Here is a 19,701-nt window from a genome sequence, read left to right as displayed (position 1 = left end):
AATGAAAATCATTGAACTGAATATCTATGGGTATGGACAATTTAATCACATAAATTTCACCCTTAATCCCCATGCCTTTCAAGTGATTTACGGGAAAAATGAAGCAGGAAAATCTACGATTATGTCATTCATTCAAAGTATCCTATTTGGATTTCCTGCAAAAATTCAAAATGAAAACAGGTATGAACCTAAGCAAGTGAAAACATACGGCGGAGCTCTGATTGTTGATACCGAACAATATGGAAAGGTCAAAATTGAGAGATTGCCTGGAAAAGCAGCAGGTGAGGTTACGCTGTACTTTGAAAATGGAGAAACAGGCAGCCGGGAAATTCTTGATCAAATGCTGTCTCACTTTGATAAATCGATGTATAAGTCTATTTTTTCATTTGATATCCACGGCATACAGCAGGTAAGCAAAGTAAGTGCTGATGAACTCGGAAAGTTTTTATTGTCATCTGGCTTGCTTGGGACAGATGCACTCTTGCAGACGGAAAATCACCTTTTGAAAAAACAAGAACTCCTTTATAAGCCTAATGGCAAAAAACCAGAAATTAATGCAGCATTAAGCAGACTGAAGACCCTTTATTCCGACATGCTGAAAGCAAAAGAACAGATTCAGCCTTACGAGGAACTTATGAAAGAAAAAGAAATGATTGAACGTCAGCTTATGGCAAAAACAGAAAGCAAGTCTTTTCTTGAAGCAAAATCAAGAAGGCTTGCTGAAATTATCGATGCTCTTCCATTATGGATTGAAGAAGAGTCGATCCTTTCTGAATTAACAAAGATAAACCAGGCATTTCCTGCAGATGGATTAAAGCGCATGGATGAGATTGAAGCGAAGGAAGAGCCATTGCTGTCTGAAAAGCGTTCTCTAGTAAGATTGCTAGAAGATCATCAGCAGGCAATACATCAAATGAGTGTCAATGAATCGATTCTTTCGAATCAAGCTGAAATCGAGCATCTCAGGGACACAAACTCCGCCTATCATGCGAAAAAAGATCAGCATCAGCAGTACAGTCTGAAGTACGGGGCACTTTCAAGAAAGATTTCAGAAGAAAAAGAACGGCTTTTTGAGAAGGATTTAGAGGATGAATCTGTTCTTTCAATCAACACCTCTATAACAGCCAAAGAAGAAATAAGAGAAATCGTGTCGGACTATCAGCAGCTGCAGCAAAGAAAGCAGCTCCTCGATCAGCAGTTTGAACGGGCGAAAGAAAATCTGGAGGAAAGCGAAAACAGATTAACAGATTACGCAAAAGGGCTGCTTGGTGCAGAAGAAAGAAAGCTTCTAGAAGAAAAGGTGAAACAGCAGGAAGCCATGCAGCAGCAAGTGCTGGATGAAAAAAGAGCAGAAGATGAATATCGGAGCAATGAAAAGAAAATTAATGAACAAAGCAAGACGAACCAATCAAAAAAGAATCAAATGAACATAATGAAAGCAGCTGCGGCTGTTCTGCTTATTTTGTGTTCCGGTTGGATTATCTATGAGCAGCAATGGCTCATCTTGCCGTTTCTATTAGGCTTGATTGGTCTCGTTTTCTTTTTTCTTTTCCAAAACGATAATGGAGAAGACGCATTTCTGATTCATTTACGCGACAAACAGGAGGAATTAAAACGTCAGCTTGAACAGTCGAGGGGGCAAGGTTATACAGATACAGAAGAGCTCAGGGGCATCCTGTGGAAGGATGAACAGCTGAGGCGGTCTCATGAGCTTGAGCAAGTGACATTTGCACAAAATGAAAGAGCGTATCACCGCACAGTCAGCGGTTTTGATGAATGGGAAGAGGACCTTTATCAATTAAACCGAAAAGCTAAAAAAGCGTACAGTGATTTTAGGATGAGCAGTGAATTCTCGCCTCTCGCCCTGCCTGATCTTCTGCAAACATTGTTTCAGCTCCAGAAAGATATTCTGGAGTGCTCTCAAATTGAAACGAAACTTGCAGAGCTGACATCTGCACTTTCTGCTTATGAAAAACAGCTGGAAGGTGTATGTGAAAAATGCGGATTTGACCAAAAGACTGATTTGAATGAAGGAATGCGGCATTTGTCTGCTGCTCTCCAAGATTCAATTGAAAAGCAGAGCAGGCAGCTTATGACTTTAGAAAAAATAGCCGATGCCGAACATCGATTAGCAAAAATTGAAGCAGATCTCAGCCTTCTTTCTGAGAAGAAAAAAGAGCTTTTCCATTTATCCAATTCAGCTGATGCCGAAGATTTCCGTAAAAAGGCTGAGGAAGAGAACAACAGAAGATCATTAGAGCAAAAATTAAACTGGATTCAGCAGCAGCTCCAGGCTAAAAAGCATTTGCTCAAAGATGGAAAGCTGGATTTTCTGATCGATTATAAAGAAGAAAAGCTTTTATGTGATAAAGAGCTTAAAGGCGCAATTGAACAGGAAAGCAGCATGCAAAGGAGACTGGCAGAGCTTACGGCTGCACTTCAAAATATTGAGGGATCTGGACTTTACTCTGAACTAAAACAGAAGTATGAGCTTGAAAAAGGTGCAGTAAAGCAGCTTGCGCACAAGTGGGCCGTGCTCGCAGCCGCCAAAAATATGCTGAATAAAACGGTGGAATTTAACCGCTCGGTCAGACTTCCAAAAGTATTGGAAGGGGCAGAGCACTTTTTTTCTATAATGACGAATCACCAATACAGAAAAATCTTTTTGCCTGATTCAGAACAAACATTACTTGTAGAAAAAGCTGATGGAAACCGGTTTGCAGCAAATGAGCTTTCACAGGCAACAGCAGAACAATTATATATTTCCCTTAGGCTGTCTCTTGCCCGTCATTTGAGCAGTGATCAGGGCCTGCCGATTATTATTGATGATGGTTTTGTGAATTTTGATTTTGACCGGACGAAACAAGTGCTGTCACTGCTTGAGGAATTTTCAAAGCAGCATCAGATTATTTTCTTTACTTGCCAGGAGCACCTTCTGCCGCTGTTTAAAGAAGAACAAATTCTTGATTTAAAAGCTTTGGACCAAGCTGCAAAACAAGTATCTATTGGACAGAGATTATTGTAAAATGAACTGACGAAAGGTACCTGAAAGGAAGTAAGTCATGCAGCAAATTACACATGAGAAAAAGCCTCTTGGCAAACCGCTCTTTTTACTGAGCTTTAACTTATTTATTATTATGGTGGGCATCGGCTTAGTCATCCCGATTCTGCCGTTTTATGTTGAAAAATTCGGAGCAGATGCAGCAACACTTGGATTTCTGGTAGCTGTATTTGCATTCATGCAGTTTTTTTTCGCTCCGATATGGGGGCGGTTATCTGACAGAATTGGCAGGAAACCGCTGATAACGCTTGGACTATTTGGATTTGCGGCAGCTGAATTTATTTTCGCTTTTGCAACGGATTTATGGATGCTGTTTTTATCAAGGATGATTGCAGGTATATTCGGTGCTGCGATCATGCCGAGCGCAATGGCATACGTTTCTGATGTAACCACACCTGAAAAACGCGGGCAGGGGATGGGGTATTTAGGCGCCGCAATGGGGCTCGGCATTGTAGTTGGCCCGGGGATCGGCGGCTGGCTGGCTGAATTCAGTCTTTCTTTTCCATTTCTATTTGCCGGTATTGCAGCAACACTTGCCGGAATTGTATCAGTCTTCGTTTTGCCGGAGTCCTTGTCAAAAGAGGCGATGGAGCAAACCATTGCTGAAAATGAGAAACGTGAAAATCAATTTGTCTTAATCAAAAAAGCTCTTCAAAGTCCTGTTGGCTTTTTGCTGATCCTTGTCTTTATGATGAGTTTTGCCCTAACGATATTTCAGGCGATCTTTGGCTTCTATGCATTAGAGCGCTTTGGTTACGGACCGCAGGAAGTCGGTCTGATCATTCTTATAACAGGGATTGTAGGAACGATTACACAAGGAGCCGTCGTTGGAAGGCTTGTGGCTAAATTCGGGGATGAACGGGTTGTGACCTCTGCTCTTTTGCTGAGTGCATTTGGGTTTGTCATCATGACATTTGCGAATTCTTTCACCACCGTTCTATTGACAACCTCTATCTTCTTTTTGGGAAATTCCATTTTGAGACCTTCTTTAAATACGTTTATCTCAAAATTAGCAGGAAGCAAGCAAGGTATGGTGATGGGGCTTAATAATTCATTTATGAGTCTTGGAAATGTAGCAGGCCCCATTTTGGCGGGTTTCGTTTTTGAATATCAAATCAACCTTCCATATTATATTGGTGCTGCGGTTATGCTTGCTGCACTGATTTCAACGAAGGTGTGGATTTCAAGGAGACACTATGCAGATTTGTCAGCATAGCTGAAGTCAGGAAAAATAGATGGAAATTATGCTATACTCAGGATAATGAGGCAATTTGGGAGGGACCGTTTTAATGATGACAAAAGGAATAAATCATTACGAGGTAGGAGAGCAAGCAGATGTCTTTCTGCTTGTTAAATCATCGACTAAGGGAATAGCCAGTAACGGAAAACCGTTTTTAACATTAATTCTTCAGGATCAATCAGGTGAGATTGAAGCAAAGCTATGGGATGCGGGTCCAGAAGATGAGGTATCCTACAGTTCACAAAGCATTGTTAAGATATATGGTGATATTCATCACTACCGCGGACGAAATCAGCTTAAGATCCGCAATATCCGAACTGCCTCAAGCACAGATAACGTGAAAATTTCTGATTTTCTTGAAACAGCTCCGGTCGGACAAGAAGAAATGATGGAAAAAGTCACACAATATATTTTCGAAATGAAAAACCCCAACATTCAGCGCGTAACAAGGTATCTCATGAAAAAGCATCAAAGTGAATTCCTTGAATATCCGGCTGCAACAAAAAATCATCACGAATTTGTTTCCGGATTAGCTTATCATGTTGTTTCCATGCTTGATTTAGCAAAGTCCATTGCAGCTTTATATCCAAGTCTTGATACGGATTTGCTTTATGCAGGAGTCATTCTGCACGACCTTGGGAAGGTAACTGAACTCTCAGGACCTATTGGCACTACTTATACAGTAGAGGGAAACCTGATCGGCCATATATCTATCATGGTAAATGAAATTGCCAAAGCAGCCGAACATTTAGGTATTGAGGGTGAAGAAATCGTGATTCTTCAGCACCTGGTCCTCAGTCATCATGGAAAAGCAGAGTGGGGAAGCCCTAAGCCTCCGCTGATCAAAGAAGCCGAAATTCTGCATTATATTGATAATCTCGATGCGAAAATGAACATGCTTGACCGAGCACTAGAGCGAGTGAAGCCCGGTGAGTATACGGAACGAGTTTTTGCACTTGATAATCGATCGTTTTATAAACCTACATTTCATCAATAATATTGAATCCTTCCATTTTGAAATGGAAGGATTTTTTCTTTAGTGCAGGATCTTTCACATTGATTGATATTTTTGGTTATCCATTCATCCGTTGGATCTCCGATGCAGGCACTTGCCTTCCGCTGAAATACACTCATGGTTTATACATTCTAATAGCAACAAACTGTAAAAAAGAGCCTCGTAGTAAAATGCTTAAATTGACTGTTTAAGATCTCAGAATTAGATGTATAAATCATGAAACAAGCTCATATAGTGCAGTAAAGGGCTTGTCAATGAAAAGGGGGAAGCGGGAATGATCTTGCTGCCGTGGTGGGTTTACCTCTGCATACTTGGGATTTTATACAGCGGTTACATGGCTTTTTCAACAACAAGGAAAGAAAAGATTGTTGAGGAGGCGTATATAGAAAAAGAGGGCAATGTTTATATTGAAAGAATGCTTAAAGAACGTGAGATCCGAAGAAAAAATCAAGATGATGAAATGTAAAAAACTCCCCCATTTATATAAAAATGGGGGAGTTTTGCTGTTATTGTCCTTCAGCAGGAGCTGCAGGTGCTGCCGGAGCTTTGAAAGTATCTTCTAATTCTTTGTCTTTCACCTTTACATCTGCTTCTTTAAGAGCTTTGTCCAATGCTCCCTGAACAGCATCAGGCTGGCTTGTCTTTTGTTTTTTAACATCTGCTTCAAGTTCTTTTTTCATTTCTTCATACGGCTTCACTGTTTTTGTTACTTTAATAATGTGATAGCCGAATTCAGATTTTACAGGCTCGCTTACTTCGCCTTCTTTAAGAGCAAATGCTGCTTTTTCGAATTCAGGAACCATTTGTCCTTCGCCGAACCAGCCTAAATCTCCGCCGTTTTGTCCTGATGGATCTTTAGAAGCTTCCTTCGCTAAATCCTCAAACTTTTCACCTTTATCAAGTCGGGCTTTAATTTCTTTTGCTGTTTTTTCATCTTCAACAAGGATGTGGCTTGCCTGTACTTTGCCTTTTAGGCTTTCGTAGTATTGTTTTGTATCTTCTTCTGTAACTTTCACTTCTTTTTCAGCTGCTTTTTTGCGCAGCAGATCGACTTTTACCATATCTTTAACAGTCTTTTCACCTTGCTGCTGAATGACTGCTTCAAATTGAGGGCCGTATTGCTGAGTTAAGTTGTCAATTTCTTTGTTAACTTCTTCGTCAGAAACTTTGTACTCTTTGCTTAAAACTCTTTCATGTACAAGCTCTGTTAAAACATCTTTTCCGAAGCGGTCTTTCATTGCTTCATAAAATTCGTCTTTTGTTACATTGCCTGCTTTCGTTTCAGCAATGACCTCGGAACCGCTGTCATTATTGCTGCATGCGCCTAATGCCAAAACACTTGATGCTGCTGCTAATGCAAGAGCAAATCTTTTCATCTGATACAACTCCTACTTCTGTTTAATTTAAAGCCTGCCTAATAATTGGAACACTACCACATTGTGCCATGAACTAAAAAGTTTTGCAATAGGACTAGGGTAATCAGGGCATTCGTCTAGGTCAAAATGAGAAAGCGTCCATATGATGTATGGAACGCCGATAAGGGAGGTTTTAACATGAGTGGAGGATACTCGAACGGTTTTGCTTTACTAGTTGTGTTGTTTATTTTGTTGATCATTATTGGTGCTTCTTACATTTGTTAGGGAGCAATAAGGGCTAAGATTTTAAAAAAAGATCGCTTAAAACAAATGATAAATGCCTATTCGTTACATGATGATCGTGCATACAATAACTTACCGACGCATAAAAGGAGGTGTCATTATGGGAGGATACGCTGGAGGCTTCGCGTTAATCGTTGTTTTGTTCATCTTATTGATCATTGTTGGTGCTGCTTGGCTATAAGCCAAAATAAACATAGCTGACAGGTAAACCTGTCAGCTATGTTTGTATAAGCTGTGTGCGGATGTTTGCACGCAGCTTTTATAATGGTGAAATCTACGTAAATAAGATTTCTATGTATGAAGAAACTAATAAAATCGTAATCAGGACGTTGATTGTCCGGAATACTTTTGTTTGACGGTCTTCAGGAATCTCTCGGACCAGACACAGCGTATTGGTCAATTTATTTATATAGAACAAAATGAACACGGCAAACAAAATGAAAAAAGCTATCATATGAGATTCCCCCTCTCCTCACTGATACATATTACATTACCAAAAAAATGATGAAAAAGATAGCAATGACTCCTAATAAATAGCAAAAGAAAAGCTTCTCCTGAATGAGAGGCTTTTCTTATTAGATAAGAAAGTATAAAATTTTGCGCTTCGATGGCGAGCGGATCCGTTCAGTCATGCCTGCGCTAAACGGCTTTTCTTATTTATAGCAGCATATCATATTCTTTATGAATCAGCAGTCATACAATACGCAAAGTATTTTTTCTAATACTTTTGAAAAAGAATTTCAAAGCTTTCATCGGCTTCTTCAATGAAACATGCTTTCGGCGCTTTGGAAAGCTGGCTCAAAAAAATAAAATCAGTCACACACAAGCCGGTATGAAAGGCGATTCCCAGGCAAAAGTAGTGCAAATATGCAGGGAAATGCATGAGTCCAGCGATCATAACCGCCGTGACAATGATAAAAGGTGTTAGAAGCGAAAGCGTCATACTTGCTTTGCTTACATTACAGTTAGTCTTCAAAAAAAGAATCGGCATGTATGACTGGAATTTCAGTTTGAGGGATACGCGGTAACCGTACATCCATAAAGGCATAGCATGAAGCAGTTTGTGACATGGCACGATGCATATAATAAACAGAAGCAATAAGAAAAAATGATCTTCTTTCAAATGGATAGAAGGAAAAACGACCACAAGCGGTAAATATATGCTAATAAAGGTAATCATCATCGTTAATACAGAGACTATAAAAAGTCTATGGAATCCATAATCTTTTGAAAGATTAATGGTTTTCCAGCAATTCATTTCAATCACCGTCCGAAAGTTATAAATGTTCATGCAGATGCACGAATGGTCAAGTCCCTACATACTTTACGATGTTCAGTTGGAAAAAGCAATATGAAATTTCACGTGTAAACGGTTAAAATGAAATAAGTAAAGTTTTACAAAATAAGAAACTTTCGAAAAAGGGAAGAATGATTTAAAATAAATAAACGAAGAAGAATGAAAGAAGTGAACCTTAGTGGAATCCTTGGAAAAACGAATAGCAAATTTGGAGTACTACCAGAGGTTGCTTGTAAAGATGGTCGACGCGGATCAATACCCTTTTTATCTGTCTGTCATGAATACAGGTTTATCTGCTGAAGAAATTGAGGACATTCACCGTATTTGCGCGGAGCTTGAGAAAATGCTTGCAGAACAAAAAGAGCAAGGACTCCTCGATTACATGAGTCTCCTTACTCTTTTCGCCGGACAGCTTAACCATAAGCTTCCAGTTAATGATACGATTCTTGCTTTGCATAAGCAGGGAATGTATGTGCCGCTGATGACAGAATTCAAAAAAATTATTCGGAAATAGCTGAAGCCGTTTCAGGAGCAGGTTCTTCCCGTTTTTTAAGCTTCCGGTTTTCCTCAACAAATTCCTTCTCAATATTCGTAAAGGAATGTTCGAAGATCTCCATAAAGTCATCTCCGTATATGTTTCGTATGATACACATCATTTCCATAATTTCAGGGAATTTCCCATACAAATTTTGAAGCGGCAGAGCGCCTTTAAACACAGCGTTTCTGCTTGGATCATAGTCTTCTAAAAGCTTCAGCAAAATTTCTTCGCCCTGTTCCGTCAGCTGAATGTACGTATTGCGTTTGTCATTCTGCTTTTTCGAAAACTCAAGATAGCCTCTCTCTTCAAGCTTCTTTGAAAAGTTGAATGCAGTTGATACGTGCATCACTCCAAATTTAGCAATCTCTGAAATCGAAGCACCCTTTAAATGATATGCAATCCATAAGATGTGATGCTCATTGATATTCAAATCATAGGGCTTAATCCATTGCTGCCAGTCTTTTTCGATGGATTTCCACAAAGCTTTGCTGAGCTGCGCGATTCTCTGGCTGAATAAAAGCGCTTCTTTTATAGAATAATCCTGTTCGTTACGTTTCATCCCCAGTCACCTACTTTTTCTCTTTTGCTCTTATATTCTATTATGCCAATAAAATAAAGATTAATAAAGATTAAATTTACAAAATTTTTAAATAAATCTTAAAAGCATAGGAAAAGCGTTGTTTTTTTGGATGAAAAAAAGAGCGGCATGTGAGATAATCTGCCGCTCGTACAAGTGAATTGCTTTGTCTACAAAAATATTCTATTTGTTTAGAGTTTGTTCTAATTCTTTGATTTTCTGTTCGATTTCATTTATTTCTTTTTGAAGCTCATTTTTATGAGGTTCAATTTCTTCCTGCCAGGTTTGAATGGATTTTTGAAGGTCTGATGCTACATCTTTTAAAACAGCAGCACTTTCTTGAGCGGTTTTAACCACTTGATCTTTAAGCGAGACACTGTCATCTTTAAGCTGAACTAAAATATCTTCTAATTTTTGTTTATTTTGTTTTAACTGACTGCGCAAATCTTTTCCGGAAGAAGGCGCGGAGAGGATTGTTGCTAGACCTCCGATAACGCTCCCGACTAAAAGACCAGTCATTAATGATTTTCCTTTTGCCATAGGGTATCACTCCATTTGAGAAGAATTGTATGTATTTTTAAAAGCAATAAACAGGAAAGTCCTACTTATATAAGTACCCGCTGTTAGGATAGATAAACGCTGTTTTATTCATAGCTTATGATGCCTTTGCATAGATATGAGTAAAAGGGGGGAGGAGCTTGGCTGGCGTCATCTTTCTATTTTTTATCTTAAGCTTGCTTTTTTTTATAGGTGCTTTTCATTACCTCAAACTTGCGCAGCAATCAGCATCCTATCCGCCTAAGCATGTTGTTCACCAAAAAGCTGCTGTACTTGCAGGAGGCGGAACACTTGCATTGCTGATCGGCATTTTATTCTATTCTTTCCAATAGGCTTCATTTTCATAGATTTTCACAAAAAACCCGACCGGCTAGGATCGGGTTTTTTCTATGTTATTGAGCAACAATGTTTGAACGCTTCATAATTGTCTGTACAATCGGATAAATGAAAACCATTGCGATCGTATTAAGGGCTGTTGCCGGCAAAACAACTGCGATGAATAACGCCGTAAAACCTGCACCGCCTGGAAGTCCGACAATGAATAGTGCGGCTGTCAGAAAAACAGTACCGGAAATCAGTGTGCCGACCGCTGTCAGGATTCCTGCTCCTGCAGTTGATGCGGCAAATTTCTTAATCACAATGACTAAAAGATAAAAAACAAATGCAGTCACAAATTTATCAATGACATTCGGCAGAAGACCGCCTGGAAAACTGGTAGTTAATCCGGACAGCACGCCCGTAACCGCTCCAAGTAAAAACACATTGCGAATGTGAGGGAACAGCAGGATGCCTAAGAACATCATAGTGAGCATCATATCCGGCTTCATCCCATTAAAAAATGGCGGGATAATTCCGTGTAAAGCAAGCCCCATTGCGACAAACAAAGATAAAACAACTAATACTTTTGTATTCATTTCTCAACTCTCCTCAGACTAAGCTCTTATTTTTGGAACTCCCCAATAATGACCTGTGTCTTATTGCGGGAGAACTTACAAAATAGTATAACAGGTATTTCTGACCTTGTAAAAAAAATTATGTGTGCTTTTTCTGAAATTCAGTCATGAATTCAGCAAGTGCCTCGCAGGCTTCTAGCGGCACTGCGTTATAAATGGAAGCTCTGCATCCGCCAATTGACCGGTGTCCGGCCAGACCTGAAAAGCCTTTTTCAATGGATTCTTTTAGAAAAGCCTTTGTTAACTCTTCATTTTTTAGAGTGAAAGTCACATTCATTGCTGATCTGCTGTCCTTTTCAGCATGCCCTTTATAAAATCCGCTGCTTTGATCGATGCAAGAATAAAGCAGGCTCGCTTTCTTCTCATTCAGTTCTTCCATTGCTTTTAAACCCCCAGTTTTCTTGATCCATTCCAGAACAAGGGAAAGCATGTAAATCGCAAATGTCGGAGGTGTATTGTACAGTGAATTCTGCTTTGAATGCGTGCTGTATTTTAAAATAGCAGGAATTCCCTCATTTGCATTCTCAAGCATTTCTTTTTTAACAATTACCACGGTTACACCTGAAGGGCCGAGGTTTTTTTGAGCTCCTGCATAAATAAGCGAGAAACGACTGACATCAATTTCCCTGCTCATGATGTCGCTTGACATGTCAGCAATTAACGGCAGTTTTGTTGTAGGGAAGGTTTTCCACTGCGTGCCGTAAATTGTATTATTTGAAGTTAAGTGTACATAGCTTCCTTCTGCTGGATCTTCAAAGCTTTTCGGAATATATGTATAACGATCTTCTTTAGTTGAGGCAATAATTGCTGTTTTGCCTATTTTTCCTGCTTCTGATTGTGCTTTTTCAGACCAAACTCCGCTCATTATGAAATGGGCGGGAGAATCGCTTTTTAAAAAATTCATTGGAATCATGGCAAACTGCAGGCTTGCACCGCCTTGAAGGAACAGGACATCATACTCTTCTGGAATATCCATCAGCTCTTTTAATAAAGAAGCTGCGCGGCTGTGAACTTCTTCGTAAGGTTTGCTTCTGTGGCTGAGCTCCATGACTGACATGCCTGTTCCGTTAAAATTAACTAATTCGCTTTGCGCTTTCTCCAAAACGGCAAGAGGTATTGCTGCTGGTCCTGCGTTAAAGTTATACGTTCTTTTCATGGGTAAATAACACTCCTTACTTTGTTGCGCTGATTGATTAAATTTCTATTTCATTATCCTAACATGAAAAGGAGAGTTAGAGTCGGAATTTTTGAAAAATAGTAAAAAGAACAAAAAAACCCGCAAAATGCGGGATTAGAGCAAGCCTTCTTGAATGGATGATGCGATTTGCTTTAAGTCTTCAGGTGTATATTCTTCCGTATGTGTTTTCCATACAGCGCCAAATCCATCGCCTTTTCCGTAGCGCGGAATCAGGTGCATATGATAGTGAAACACTGATTGTCCGGCTTTTTCGCCGTTATTATTAAGGATATTCATGCCGATTGGCTCGAATTGTTTTTTTATCGAATTTGCGATTTTGGGAACAACTTCAAACACATTGCGAGCAATGTCAGGTGTAAGTTCGTAAATATTTTCTTTATGTACTTTCGGAATAACCAGTGTATGTCCTTTTGTCACTTGACTGATATCCAGAAAAGCTACCACATGTTCGTTTTCAAAAACCTTAGCGCTTGGAATCTCTCCGTTCACAATTTTACAGAAAATACATCCGCTCATCATGTTTCATCCCTTTCTCAATTTAAACTGGATCTTAACCGTATTTTACCATAAATCATCGGAGGATTAAATTGCCGGAGCCAGACATCAATGGGCGGTTCTTTTCGTAATTATTATTCCTATTGGACTAAATGTAAAAAAACTTAAGTGGATTGCAGCGGAAGGAACATGACTCCTGCGGGAAATAGAGCAAAATGAAGACCCCACAGGCAAAGCCGAGGAGGCTCCCATGCTCCCCGCGGAAAGCAAGTTCCTGGAGCGGAAAGGAACGGACAACATTTATAATCAAAAACATCTATGCGAGATAAAAAGAAAAACAGGATGATCACAAGGATCATCCTGTCCTGAAGAGGAAAGCAAACTGGCGCAGCTTAAAGATAAGGCTCGCAAAACTCTTTGTCATCTCCCTCATTTGCTTGGAAATGAAGGTTAAAAAAGAGTGAATTGACTAACATTGTACAAAGCAACCATCTCCTAGTTAAGAAAATCACCTAAAGGATAAACTCTTAACAAATCAGTAAACGGTCTTTGACGAACACCTCATTCAAAAATGAATTTATATAGGAGCATCTATTACAAAAAGTAACGGCCCGTAGACACCTCATCTCGAAATGGTAATGGATCATCATTTTTTTCAATGTTAACTTACTCATGGATTCCTTAACATAAACTGTCTTTGACACACACCTCATTTGAACTGAATGTCTGTGACAGCTGCTTTCCTCTACACTCATTATGATGTCCGGAAAAGAATTGATTATGCATCGCAAATTAGCAAAAGTATCAAATGATTTGTTAAAATAAAAGAAAACGGTGAAGGGAAGTAAACATGAGCTTATTAAAAGTAAATCACCTGACTGGGGGATACACGCGTAATCCCGTCTTGAAAGATATATCGTTTGAAATTGAAAAGCACCAAATTGTCGGTCTGATTGGTTTGAATGGCGCGGGTAAAAGCACAACTATCCGCCATGTGATCGGGTTAATGGAGCCGCATAAAGGCGAAATTGCCATTAACGGCATTTCTTTTCAGAATAAGCCGACTGAATACCGCAGCCAATTTTCATTTATTCCTGAAACACCCATTCTTTATGAGGAATTAACGCTTTATGAACATTTGGAGCTTACGGCGATGGCGTATGGACTAAGTCAGGAAACATTTAAACAGCGGCTTCAGCCATTGCTGTCTGAATTCAGAATGGAAAAAAGACTAAAATGGTTCCCAAGTCATTTTTCAAAAGGCATGAAGCAAAAAGTCATGATTATGTGTGCGTTTTTAGTTGAGCCCGAGCTGTACATCATTGACGAGCCATTCGTGGGGTTAGATCCGCTGGCAATTAATGCGCTGCTTGAAATGATGAACAAAGCAAAGAAAGACGGAGCTGGAATTTTAATGTCAACGCATATTTTAGCAACAGCAGAACGCTACTGTGATGCATTTATTATTTTACATAACGGAAAAATCAGAGCAAAAGGGACGCTCGAGGAGCTGCGTACGGAGTTTGGAATGATGGACGCAACTCTTGATGATTTGTATATTCAGCTGACGAAGGAAGATCAAAATGAGCAGCATTGATCAAATTTGGAGAACCCGGTTAGAGGCTCACATGAAAGAAGTGCAGTCTTATACAAAATATATGTTCAATGACCATTTAATTTTTGTTCTTGTATTTTTGGGAGCAGGCGGTGCTCTTTCTTACCAGGAATGGCTGAAAACAATGCCTGATGACTTCCCTGCACTGGCGATCTTAACGGCTGTATTTGCGCTGATTATTACGGCATCGAGTATTCGGACACTTTTAAAAGAACCTGATTTGGTTTTTCTTTTGCCGCTGGAAGAAAAAATGGCCGGCTACTTTCAAAAAGCCCTTGTTTACAGTTTCTTCAGCCAGCTGTATGTGTTTTTGATAGCAGCATTAGTACTCGCCCCTATGCTCTTCAGGGCTGAGAACTTGGCTGGTACAGACTACCTGGTCATCTGTATGCAGATCCTTCTTGTAAAAGGTTGGAATTTAATGCTGAATTTCAGAATATCTTTTTATACTGAGCCTTCAGCGAAGATCTATGATTTCATTGTCCGGCTTGCTATTAATGCTTTAACCATTTTCTTCTTGCTGTCAAAAGCCTATATATATGTATTTGTAATGTATGGTGTGATGGCGGTGCTTTACATCTATTTTCAAAAAGCCACAAAGGCAAAAGGAGTCAAGTGGGAGAAGCTGATTGACCTGGAGCTTGAGAAAAAACAATCCTTCTACAGGGTTGCTAACCTTTTTACAGATGTCCCAAAGCTCAAGAAAAAAGCAAAGCGCAGAAAGTATTTAGATGGATTCCTTGCGTTTATAAAGTACAGACAGGAAAGCATCTACAGTTATTTATATACAAGAGCATTTTTCCGCTCAAATGATTATCTGGGCATCTTTTTGCGGCTGACAATCATAGGAGGAATTGTTCTCTATATTATCCCAACTAATCAGTTAAGTGTGCTTGCAATCGCAATTCTGGTTCTTTATTTAACAGGAATTCAAATGATCGGGCTTTATAAGCATTACGACATGCTTGCTCTGCCTGACTTATATCCGGTTCAGCCAAAGTATAAAAAAGCGAAATTCCTTAAACTGCTGTTTATCATGATTTTAAGCCAGCATATTATATTAACTCTGATTGCTCTGCTTTCTGGTAATATCGTTCCGGCGCTGATTCTTTTTGCAGCAGGATTTATTTTTGCCTATGTGTTTGTTTATCTCTACGTGAAATCAAGGCTGGTTAAAATGGATGCCAGCGTATTCTAAGATAAAGGCAGCTGATACAAATGATTTATGAAAAACAGCTGGAAGAAGATCTTTTTCAGTGGAAAAAGAAATTGCTGAGAAAATCCTCTAAGTTAGAACGTATTTCTAAAAAAACACAAACGAAGATTAACGGGCGCATTCCCGAAAAAGTTCATGCAATCATTACAGAAAGCATAAAAAAAATGGTGCAGGCAACACTTGCGGGGTCAAACCTCACAACAAGCGAAAAGAAGCTTGCTGGACTGACACTTGAAGAAAAAGAAAAGAAAGTCAGGCAAACGATCGGCACCTTCCAAAAAACTGCTGCCGTCGAAGGAGCAGGGACAGGTGCCGGAGGGATTTTCGGTTCGGCTGCTGACTTTCCTTTGCTCCTGGGAATTAAAATGAAATGTTTATTTGAAATAGCGACTTTATACGGGTTTGATCCTAAGCAATATGAGGAGAGACTGTTTTTGCTCTATGTCTTTCAATTGGCTTATTCAAGTGACGAACATCGAAGAAATACGTTCGAACGGATTGAAAATTGGGAACTGAGAAAAGATGATCTTAAAGAGATTGACTGGCAAACCTTTCAGCAGGAATACAGAGATCACATTGACCTTGTCAAGCTGCTGCAGATTATGCCGGGAATTGGTGCAGTTGTAGGAGGAGTAGCAAATTATCATCTTGTCCGCCATTTAGGAGAAACGGCTATGAATTGTTACCGTCTTCGGATTATGAATATATAAAAAGAGTGCGATTTTTAGAATCGCACTCTTTTCTTATCCTTATTTCTCAATTGCAACAGCATTGTGCTCTGACTGATAGGTCAATAATGCCAAACTGAGTGTTTTTGCTGCAATCAGCATTGCTTTTTCATCGATATCGAATTTAGGATGATGGTGAGGATAAGCTGTTTCAGAGTAAGCAGGCTTTGCTCCGGTGAAAAAGAACGTTCCTTTAACATGCTGCAGATAATAAGCAAAGTCTTCGCCGCCCATTTGCATTGGACTTTCTTCAACAATCTGGACACCGGGAACCTTTGATGCAAGCTCAGCAAGCTGCTCGGTTTCCTCGCGGTGATTAACAACAGCCGGGTAGCCTCTCTCGAACTGATATTCGTAGTCAGCGTCATAAAGGGCACAGGAAGCCTTGACCACACGTTCAATTTCTTCCTCAATCAAAGTGCGCACCTCTTCATCAAATGTCCTGACCGTTCCAATCAGCACAGCTGAATCTGCGATGACATTAAACGGATTTTCAGCCACAAAAGATCCTACAGAGACGACTGCAGAATGAACAGGATCTACCTTTCTGCTCACAATCTGCTGCAGGTTCATGACAAGCTGGGAGCCGATGACGACGGCATCTTTCGTTTTGTGAGGCTGTGCACCATGTCCGCCCTTTCCATTAATGGTAATCTGGAAGCGGTCGGCGGCAGCCATGATCGGGCCGACCCGGTACTGAATTTTTCCTGCTGGTTCGCTTGCCCATAAATGAGTCCCGAAAATGACATCAACACCTTCTAAGCAGCCATCTTCAATCATGGAAACTGCTCCGCCCGGTGCATATTCTTCAGCATGCTGGTGAATAAATACTACGCTGCCTTCAAGCGTATGTCGGTGTTTATGTAATACCTTGGCAAGTACAAGTAATGTGGCAGTGTGGCCATCGTGGCCGCAGGCATGAGCCACACCCGGCACAGTCGACTTATAAGGAACATCCTTTTCATCCCCGATAGGCAATGCGTCAAAATCGGCCCGAAGAGCAATGGTCTTTCCGGGCAAATCTCCTTTAATAACAGCAACGACCCCGTTACCGCCGACACCTGTTTTTGTTTCGATGCCAAGCTTATGGTAAAACTCGGCGATGTAGGCTGCCGTTTTGAATTCCTGGAAGGAAACCTCGGGATGCATATGAAGGTAGCGTCTGATCTCCACCATTTCTTCAAAACTCGCATCTAAATCTGAACATATGTCAGTATACAAAATTTTTCATCCTTTCTTTTTCGAAGGCTTCTATTCACCAAATCATTAATAAGATAAAATAAATGCAGATATTACAATAAATTCTAGAGAAATTGTTTGAAAATTACAAGAATAAAGTTTGGAAGGGGCTAAAAGATGAAAAAAGGGTATTTGCTTGCTTGTTTTCTTATTCTCACAATATGCATTATCTTCTCTATGGATTCTGAATTTACAAAGCGGGCAGATGCAGCTGCGCGGGAGGCAGTATCATGGGTTCACCATTCAGATTTGCTGCTCTCTATCGTGGATGGGATAGGTTTCCTGGCTTCTAAAACAGGGATCATAAGCTTACTGGCTCTTGCCATTATCTTACTCGGACTTTTATATAAACATATTCTTCAGCCGTTTATGATTGTACTGGCTGTATATTTGGGAGACCTCCTGAACAAAGCTCTAAAAAACTTTTTTGGGCGTGAACGCCCTCTTGAACCGCTGCATATTGAAGAAGGCTTTAGTTTTCCAAGCGGGCATGCGATGGTCGGTGTTCTTTTTTATGGATTTTTAATCTATTTGCTGGCAGGGAAAATAGCGTCAGCAGCTGTAAGAAGATGGCTTTACGCTGCTGTGTGCATGCTGATGCTGCTGATTGGCATGAACAGAGTTGCCACGAATGCTCATTTTTTATCTGATGTGGCGGGAGGATATCTCATTGGTCTGATTTGTTTAATCCTTGTGATTGCGGTCTATGACAAAGTGAATGAAATTCTTACTGCCGGAAGAAGCAAAAAGAGCGGCGTTTCTATTTGACGTCTCAGAGACTAAATAAAACAGGCACTTCTTATTATACGAGTGCCTGTTTTTGTTTTTTAGGAGGTTGCTTTGGTGGATAAAAACGCTGGATTGTTACATGGGACTTTTTTTCCATTCTCTTTACATTAAAAACATAGCTACAATCGTGGTCACAATCAAACCTATTGTCACAGGGAGGATATTTCGTCTTGCAAGTTCAAATGGATCGACTCCGCATATGGCAGCAGCAGGAATAAGCGCCCATGGAATGATAGTCCCTCCGCCTACCCAGATGGCTGTGATTTGACCTAAGGCTGTTAATGTGGCAGCTCCTGTACCTATAGCTGTAGAAAACAAACTGGCAATTGAGCCTGCAAGTGATATCCCTGAAAATCCAGAGCCATCAAGACCGGTAAGCACGCCGACACCAGTCAGTGTAATAGCTGCGATTTCTTTAGTTAAAGGAACAACAGATGCGAGGGCCACCCCAAGGTCGTTTACAATTCCCTGAGAAGTTTTTGGTAAAAAATCGCCGACAATTTTAACAAATCCGGCATCTCCCAGATAAAAGAAAGCTGCAATCGGAATAACAGGACCAAACACCTTAAAGCCAAATTGAAACCCTTCAATCATGTATCCTGTTGTTTTTTCGAGACTCGCATTTCTGTGAGCAAGCAGACAAACAGCAAGCAGAATGACAAGTGCAGTTCCTCCGATTAAAGCTGTTGCATCTCCGCCCTGCAAGTTAAGCTTAACCATCAGCAGGATATCAATCGCAAATAATATGGGAATAAACAAGGCCATGAACATTTTCATCCTGTCAGTCAGAAGCTGCGTTTTTTTCTCAGCTGAGCTTGGCATTGTAAGAGACGGAAATGACTTACCAAGCTTCATATCTCTCATTAAGAGGAAATAAGCTGTTATCGTTGTAACAGTCCCCATCACAACAACGAGCGGAATGGATGCACTGATTACATCGCCAATCGGAAGACCCGCTGCATCTGACGTAAGTTTTGGAGCAGCCTGAATGACAAAGTCGCCCGAAAGAGCAATTCCATGACCGAATAAGTTCATGGCCATTGCTGCCCCTAATGCCGGGAGACCTGCTTTTATGGCAACTGGCAGCAGAACAGCGCCAATCAGCGCAACAGCGGGTGAAGGCCAGAAAAACCAGGAAATCGTCATCATTAATAGCCCAATTGTCCAGAAAGCAAGTGTTGGATTGCGAATGATTTTTGTGAATGGCGAAACCATTGATTCATTTATTCCGGTTACTTCTAAAATCTTGCTCATTGAAACAATGATGGAAATCACAAGGATCGTCGGCAGCAGCTCAGTGATAGCAAAAATAAAGCTGTTGAAAACACTTGTAATTGAATGGCTTAAAGAATGGCTCGCGACAAAAGAAATGACAATGATCCCGATAATGCTGACAACGGTTGTATCCCGCCTGAAAAGCATGAATCCTATAATACTGATAATGAAAAACACATAAAACCAATGTATGAGAGTTAACTCAGCCCCCATCATAATCACTCCGCTCCTGTATATATGCCTAAATTC

At 40.2% G+C, this 19,701-nt stretch carries 22 protein-coding genes; 12 read left to right on the top strand and 10 right to left on the bottom strand.

Going from position 1 to position 19,701, the window contains the following annotated elements; all coding sequences use genetic code 11:
- Window position 1 precedes the first annotated feature (1 nt).
- From E2R53_RS12325 to E2R53_RS12310, 4 genes are all read left to right on the top strand, one after another.
- Entirely contained in the window at window positions 2-3,025 is a 3,024-nt protein-coding gene (locus tag E2R53_RS12325) for an ATP-binding protein (RefSeq protein WP_133312020.1), read from the top strand.
- A 37-nt stretch (window positions 3,026-3,062) separates the two neighbouring features.
- On the top strand, window positions 3,063-4,277 hold the full coding sequence (locus E2R53_RS12320; RefSeq protein WP_133312019.1) for an MFS transporter: 1,215 nt from the start codon (window positions 3,063-3,065) through the stop codon (window positions 4,275-4,277).
- A 76-nt stretch (window positions 4,278-4,353) separates the two neighbouring features.
- A complete protein-coding gene (yhaM, locus tag E2R53_RS12315) occupies window positions 4,354-5,298 on the top strand; it encodes a 3'-5' exoribonuclease YhaM (RefSeq protein ID WP_133312278.1) in 945 nt (314 codons plus the stop codon).
- Between the two features lie 292 nt (window positions 5,299-5,590).
- Window positions 5,591-5,782, top strand: coding sequence for a sporulation YhaL family protein (locus E2R53_RS12310; RefSeq protein ID WP_070879394.1), 192 nt, complete (start codon window positions 5,591-5,593; stop codon window positions 5,780-5,782).
- Between the two features lie 40 nt (window positions 5,783-5,822).
- Here the strand turns inward: E2R53_RS12310 and E2R53_RS12305 are convergent, their stop codons facing one another.
- Window positions 5,823-6,692 (bottom strand): peptidylprolyl isomerase, encoded by an 870-nt coding sequence (locus E2R53_RS12305; protein WP_070879395.1) that lies wholly within the window; start codon window positions 6,690-6,692, stop codon window positions 5,823-5,825.
- A gap of 177 nt (window positions 6,693-6,869) precedes the next feature.
- Between E2R53_RS12305 and E2R53_RS12300 the strand changes: the two genes are divergently transcribed.
- On the top strand, window positions 6,870-6,956 hold the full coding sequence (locus E2R53_RS12300) for a YjcZ family sporulation protein (protein ID WP_083328378.1): 87 nt from the start codon (window positions 6,870-6,872) through the stop codon (window positions 6,954-6,956).
- Between the two features lie 118 nt (window positions 6,957-7,074).
- The gene (locus tag E2R53_RS12295) at window positions 7,075-7,155 is read left to right on the top strand and encodes a YjcZ family sporulation protein (RefSeq protein WP_101567585.1); all 81 of its coding nucleotides are present in this window, start codon (window positions 7,075-7,077) and stop codon (window positions 7,153-7,155) included.
- Window positions 7,156-7,248: 93 nt separating this feature from the next.
- Here the strand turns inward: E2R53_RS12295 and E2R53_RS12290 are convergent, their stop codons facing one another.
- Both E2R53_RS12290 and E2R53_RS12285 read right to left on the bottom strand, forming a co-directional pair.
- A complete protein-coding gene (locus E2R53_RS12290; RefSeq protein WP_070879396.1) occupies window positions 7,249-7,428 on the bottom strand; it encodes a hypothetical protein in 180 nt (59 codons plus the stop codon).
- A 264-nt stretch (window positions 7,429-7,692) separates the two neighbouring features.
- Window positions 7,693-8,232: a DUF3267 domain-containing protein gene (locus E2R53_RS12285; protein ID WP_165970969.1), complete on the bottom strand. Its 540-nt coding sequence runs from the start codon at window positions 8,230-8,232 to the stop codon at window positions 7,693-7,695.
- Between the two features lie 265 nt (window positions 8,233-8,497).
- Here E2R53_RS12285 and E2R53_RS12280 point away from each other — a divergent pair, with 265 nt between their 5' ends.
- Window positions 8,498-8,785 (top strand): DUF1878 family protein, encoded by a 288-nt coding sequence (locus E2R53_RS12280; RefSeq protein WP_375142480.1) that lies wholly within the window; start codon window positions 8,498-8,500, stop codon window positions 8,783-8,785.
- Here the strand turns inward: E2R53_RS12280 and E2R53_RS12275 are convergent.
- On the bottom strand, window positions 8,772-9,368 hold the full coding sequence (locus tag E2R53_RS12275) for an HTH-type transcriptional regulator Hpr (protein ID WP_165970968.1): 597 nt from the start codon (window positions 9,366-9,368) through the stop codon (window positions 8,772-8,774). The two genes, E2R53_RS12280 and E2R53_RS12275, sit on opposite strands and share 14 nt — an antisense overlap.
- A gap of 201 nt (window positions 9,369-9,569) precedes the next feature.
- The gene (locus E2R53_RS12270) at window positions 9,570-9,926 is read right to left on the bottom strand and encodes a YtxH domain-containing protein (protein WP_133312015.1); all 357 of its coding nucleotides are present in this window, start codon (window positions 9,924-9,926) and stop codon (window positions 9,570-9,572) included.
- A 158-nt stretch (window positions 9,927-10,084) separates the two neighbouring features.
- Between E2R53_RS12270 and E2R53_RS12265 the strand changes: the two genes are divergently transcribed.
- The gene (locus E2R53_RS12265) at window positions 10,085-10,276 is read left to right on the top strand and encodes a hypothetical protein (protein ID WP_133312014.1); all 192 of its coding nucleotides are present in this window, start codon (window positions 10,085-10,087) and stop codon (window positions 10,274-10,276) included.
- A 60-nt stretch (window positions 10,277-10,336) separates the two neighbouring features.
- On the opposite strand, the gene E2R53_RS12260 is transcribed toward E2R53_RS12265, so the two are convergent.
- The 3 genes from E2R53_RS12260 to E2R53_RS12250 form a co-directional block, all read right to left on the bottom strand.
- Window positions 10,337-10,858: a tryptophan transporter gene (locus E2R53_RS12260; protein ID WP_133312013.1), complete on the bottom strand. Its 522-nt coding sequence runs from the start codon at window positions 10,856-10,858 to the stop codon at window positions 10,337-10,339.
- 118 nt (window positions 10,859-10,976) lie between these two features.
- Complete coding sequence (serC, locus tag E2R53_RS12255) at window positions 10,977-12,053, bottom strand: 3-phosphoserine/phosphohydroxythreonine transaminase (RefSeq protein ID WP_133312012.1); 1,077 nt, start codon at window positions 12,051-12,053, stop codon at window positions 10,977-10,979.
- Between the two features lie 135 nt (window positions 12,054-12,188).
- On the bottom strand, window positions 12,189-12,611 hold the full coding sequence (locus tag E2R53_RS12250; RefSeq protein ID WP_133312277.1) for an HIT family protein: 423 nt from the start codon (window positions 12,609-12,611) through the stop codon (window positions 12,189-12,191).
- An 829-nt stretch (window positions 12,612-13,440) separates the two neighbouring features.
- On the opposite strand from E2R53_RS12250, the gene E2R53_RS12245 reads away from it, so the two are divergent.
- From E2R53_RS12245 to E2R53_RS12235, 3 genes are read left to right on the top strand one after another with little or no spacing between them, the layout of a single operon-like run.
- On the top strand, window positions 13,441-14,187 hold the full coding sequence (locus E2R53_RS12245) for an ABC transporter ATP-binding protein (protein ID WP_133312011.1): 747 nt from the start codon (window positions 13,441-13,443) through the stop codon (window positions 14,185-14,187).
- Window positions 14,174-15,403 carry an ABC transporter permease gene (locus E2R53_RS12240; protein ID WP_133312010.1) on the top strand — a complete coding sequence of 410 codons (1,230 nt, stop codon included), beginning with the start codon at window positions 14,174-14,176 and terminating at the stop codon, window positions 15,401-15,403. Before E2R53_RS12245 ends, E2R53_RS12240 begins: the two co-directional genes overlap by 14 nt.
- A gap of 23 nt (window positions 15,404-15,426) precedes the next feature.
- Entirely contained in the window at window positions 15,427-16,131 is a 705-nt protein-coding gene (locus E2R53_RS12235) for an EcsC family protein (protein WP_133312276.1), read from the top strand.
- A 39-nt stretch (window positions 16,132-16,170) separates the two neighbouring features.
- Here the strand turns inward: E2R53_RS12235 and E2R53_RS12230 are convergent, their stop codons facing one another.
- Complete coding sequence (locus E2R53_RS12230; protein ID WP_133312275.1) at window positions 16,171-17,325, bottom strand: amidohydrolase; 1,155 nt, start codon at window positions 17,323-17,325, stop codon at window positions 16,171-16,173.
- 180 nt (window positions 17,326-17,505) lie between these two features.
- On the opposite strand from E2R53_RS12230, the gene E2R53_RS12225 reads away from it, so the two are divergent.
- Window positions 17,506-18,156, top strand: a complete 651-nt coding sequence (locus E2R53_RS12225; RefSeq protein WP_133312009.1) for a phosphatase PAP2 family protein — start codon at window positions 17,506-17,508, stop codon at window positions 18,154-18,156.
- Window positions 18,157-18,279: 123 nt separating this feature from the next.
- On the opposite strand, the gene E2R53_RS12220 is transcribed toward E2R53_RS12225, so the two are convergent.
- On the bottom strand, window positions 18,280-19,665 hold the full coding sequence (locus tag E2R53_RS12220) for a hypothetical protein (protein WP_133312274.1): 1,386 nt from the start codon (window positions 19,663-19,665) through the stop codon (window positions 18,280-18,282).
- Window positions 19,666-19,701: the final 36 nt, after the last annotated feature.

The sequence above is a fragment of the Peribacillus frigoritolerans genome (assembly GCF_004358755.1).
Lineage (GTDB): Bacteria > Bacillota > Bacilli > Bacillales > Bacillaceae > Bacillus_P.
The sequence above is the reverse complement of the archived record's forward strand: the minus strand, read 5'-3'. Positions and strand labels throughout refer to the sequence as shown.

Excerpts from the sequence above, each read along its gene's own strand:
- serC (WP_133312012.1), bottom strand. The coding sequence starts at position 12,053 with ATGAAAAGAACGTATAACTTTAACGCAGGACCAGCAGCAATACCTCTT.
- E2R53_RS12225 (WP_133312009.1), top strand. The coding sequence starts at position 17,506 with ATGAAAAAAGGGTATTTGCTTGCTTGTTTTCTTATTCTCACAATATGC.
- E2R53_RS12295 (WP_101567585.1), top strand. The coding sequence starts at position 7,075 with ATGGGAGGATACGCTGGAGGCTTCGCGTTAATCGTTGTTTTGTTCATC.
- E2R53_RS12305 (WP_070879395.1), bottom strand. The coding sequence starts at position 6,692 with ATGAAAAGATTTGCTCTTGCATTAGCAGCAGCATCAAGTGTTTTGGCA.
- E2R53_RS12290 (WP_070879396.1), bottom strand. The coding sequence starts at position 7,428 with ATGATAGCTTTTTTCATTTTGTTTGCCGTGTTCATTTTGTTCTATATA.
- E2R53_RS12325 (WP_133312020.1), top strand. The coding sequence starts at position 2 with ATGAAAATCATTGAACTGAATATCTATGGGTATGGACAATTTAATCAC.
- E2R53_RS12285 (WP_165970969.1), bottom strand. The coding sequence starts at position 8,232 with ATGAATTGCTGGAAAACCATTAATCTTTCAAAAGATTATGGATTCCAT.
- E2R53_RS12300 (WP_083328378.1), top strand. The coding sequence starts at position 6,870 with ATGAGTGGAGGATACTCGAACGGTTTTGCTTTACTAGTTGTGTTGTTT.
- E2R53_RS12245 (WP_133312011.1), top strand. The coding sequence starts at position 13,441 with ATGAGCTTATTAAAAGTAAATCACCTGACTGGGGGATACACGCGTAAT.
- E2R53_RS12220 (WP_133312274.1), bottom strand. The coding sequence starts at position 19,665 with ATGGGGGCTGAGTTAACTCTCATACATTGGTTTTATGTGTTTTTCATT.
- yhaM (WP_133312278.1), top strand. The coding sequence starts at position 4,354 with ATGACAAAAGGAATAAATCATTACGAGGTAGGAGAGCAAGCAGATGTC.
- E2R53_RS12275 (WP_165970968.1), bottom strand. The coding sequence starts at position 9,368 with ATGAAACGTAACGAACAGGATTATTCTATAAAAGAAGCGCTTTTATTC.
- E2R53_RS12230 (WP_133312275.1), bottom strand. The coding sequence starts at position 17,325 with ATGGTGGAGATCAGACGCTACCTTCATATGCATCCCGAGGTTTCCTTC.
- E2R53_RS12260 (WP_133312013.1), bottom strand. The coding sequence starts at position 10,858 with ATGAATACAAAAGTATTAGTTGTTTTATCTTTGTTTGTCGCAATGGGG.
- E2R53_RS12310 (WP_070879394.1), top strand. The coding sequence starts at position 5,591 with ATGATCTTGCTGCCGTGGTGGGTTTACCTCTGCATACTTGGGATTTTA.
- E2R53_RS12250 (WP_133312277.1), bottom strand. The coding sequence starts at position 12,611 with ATGAGCGGATGTATTTTCTGTAAAATTGTGAACGGAGAGATTCCAAGC.
- E2R53_RS12270 (WP_133312015.1), bottom strand. The coding sequence starts at position 9,926 with ATGGCAAAAGGAAAATCATTAATGACTGGTCTTTTAGTCGGGAGCGTT.
- E2R53_RS12240 (WP_133312010.1), top strand. The coding sequence starts at position 14,174 with ATGAGCAGCATTGATCAAATTTGGAGAACCCGGTTAGAGGCTCACATG.
- E2R53_RS12320 (WP_133312019.1), top strand. The coding sequence starts at position 3,063 with ATGCAGCAAATTACACATGAGAAAAAGCCTCTTGGCAAACCGCTCTTT.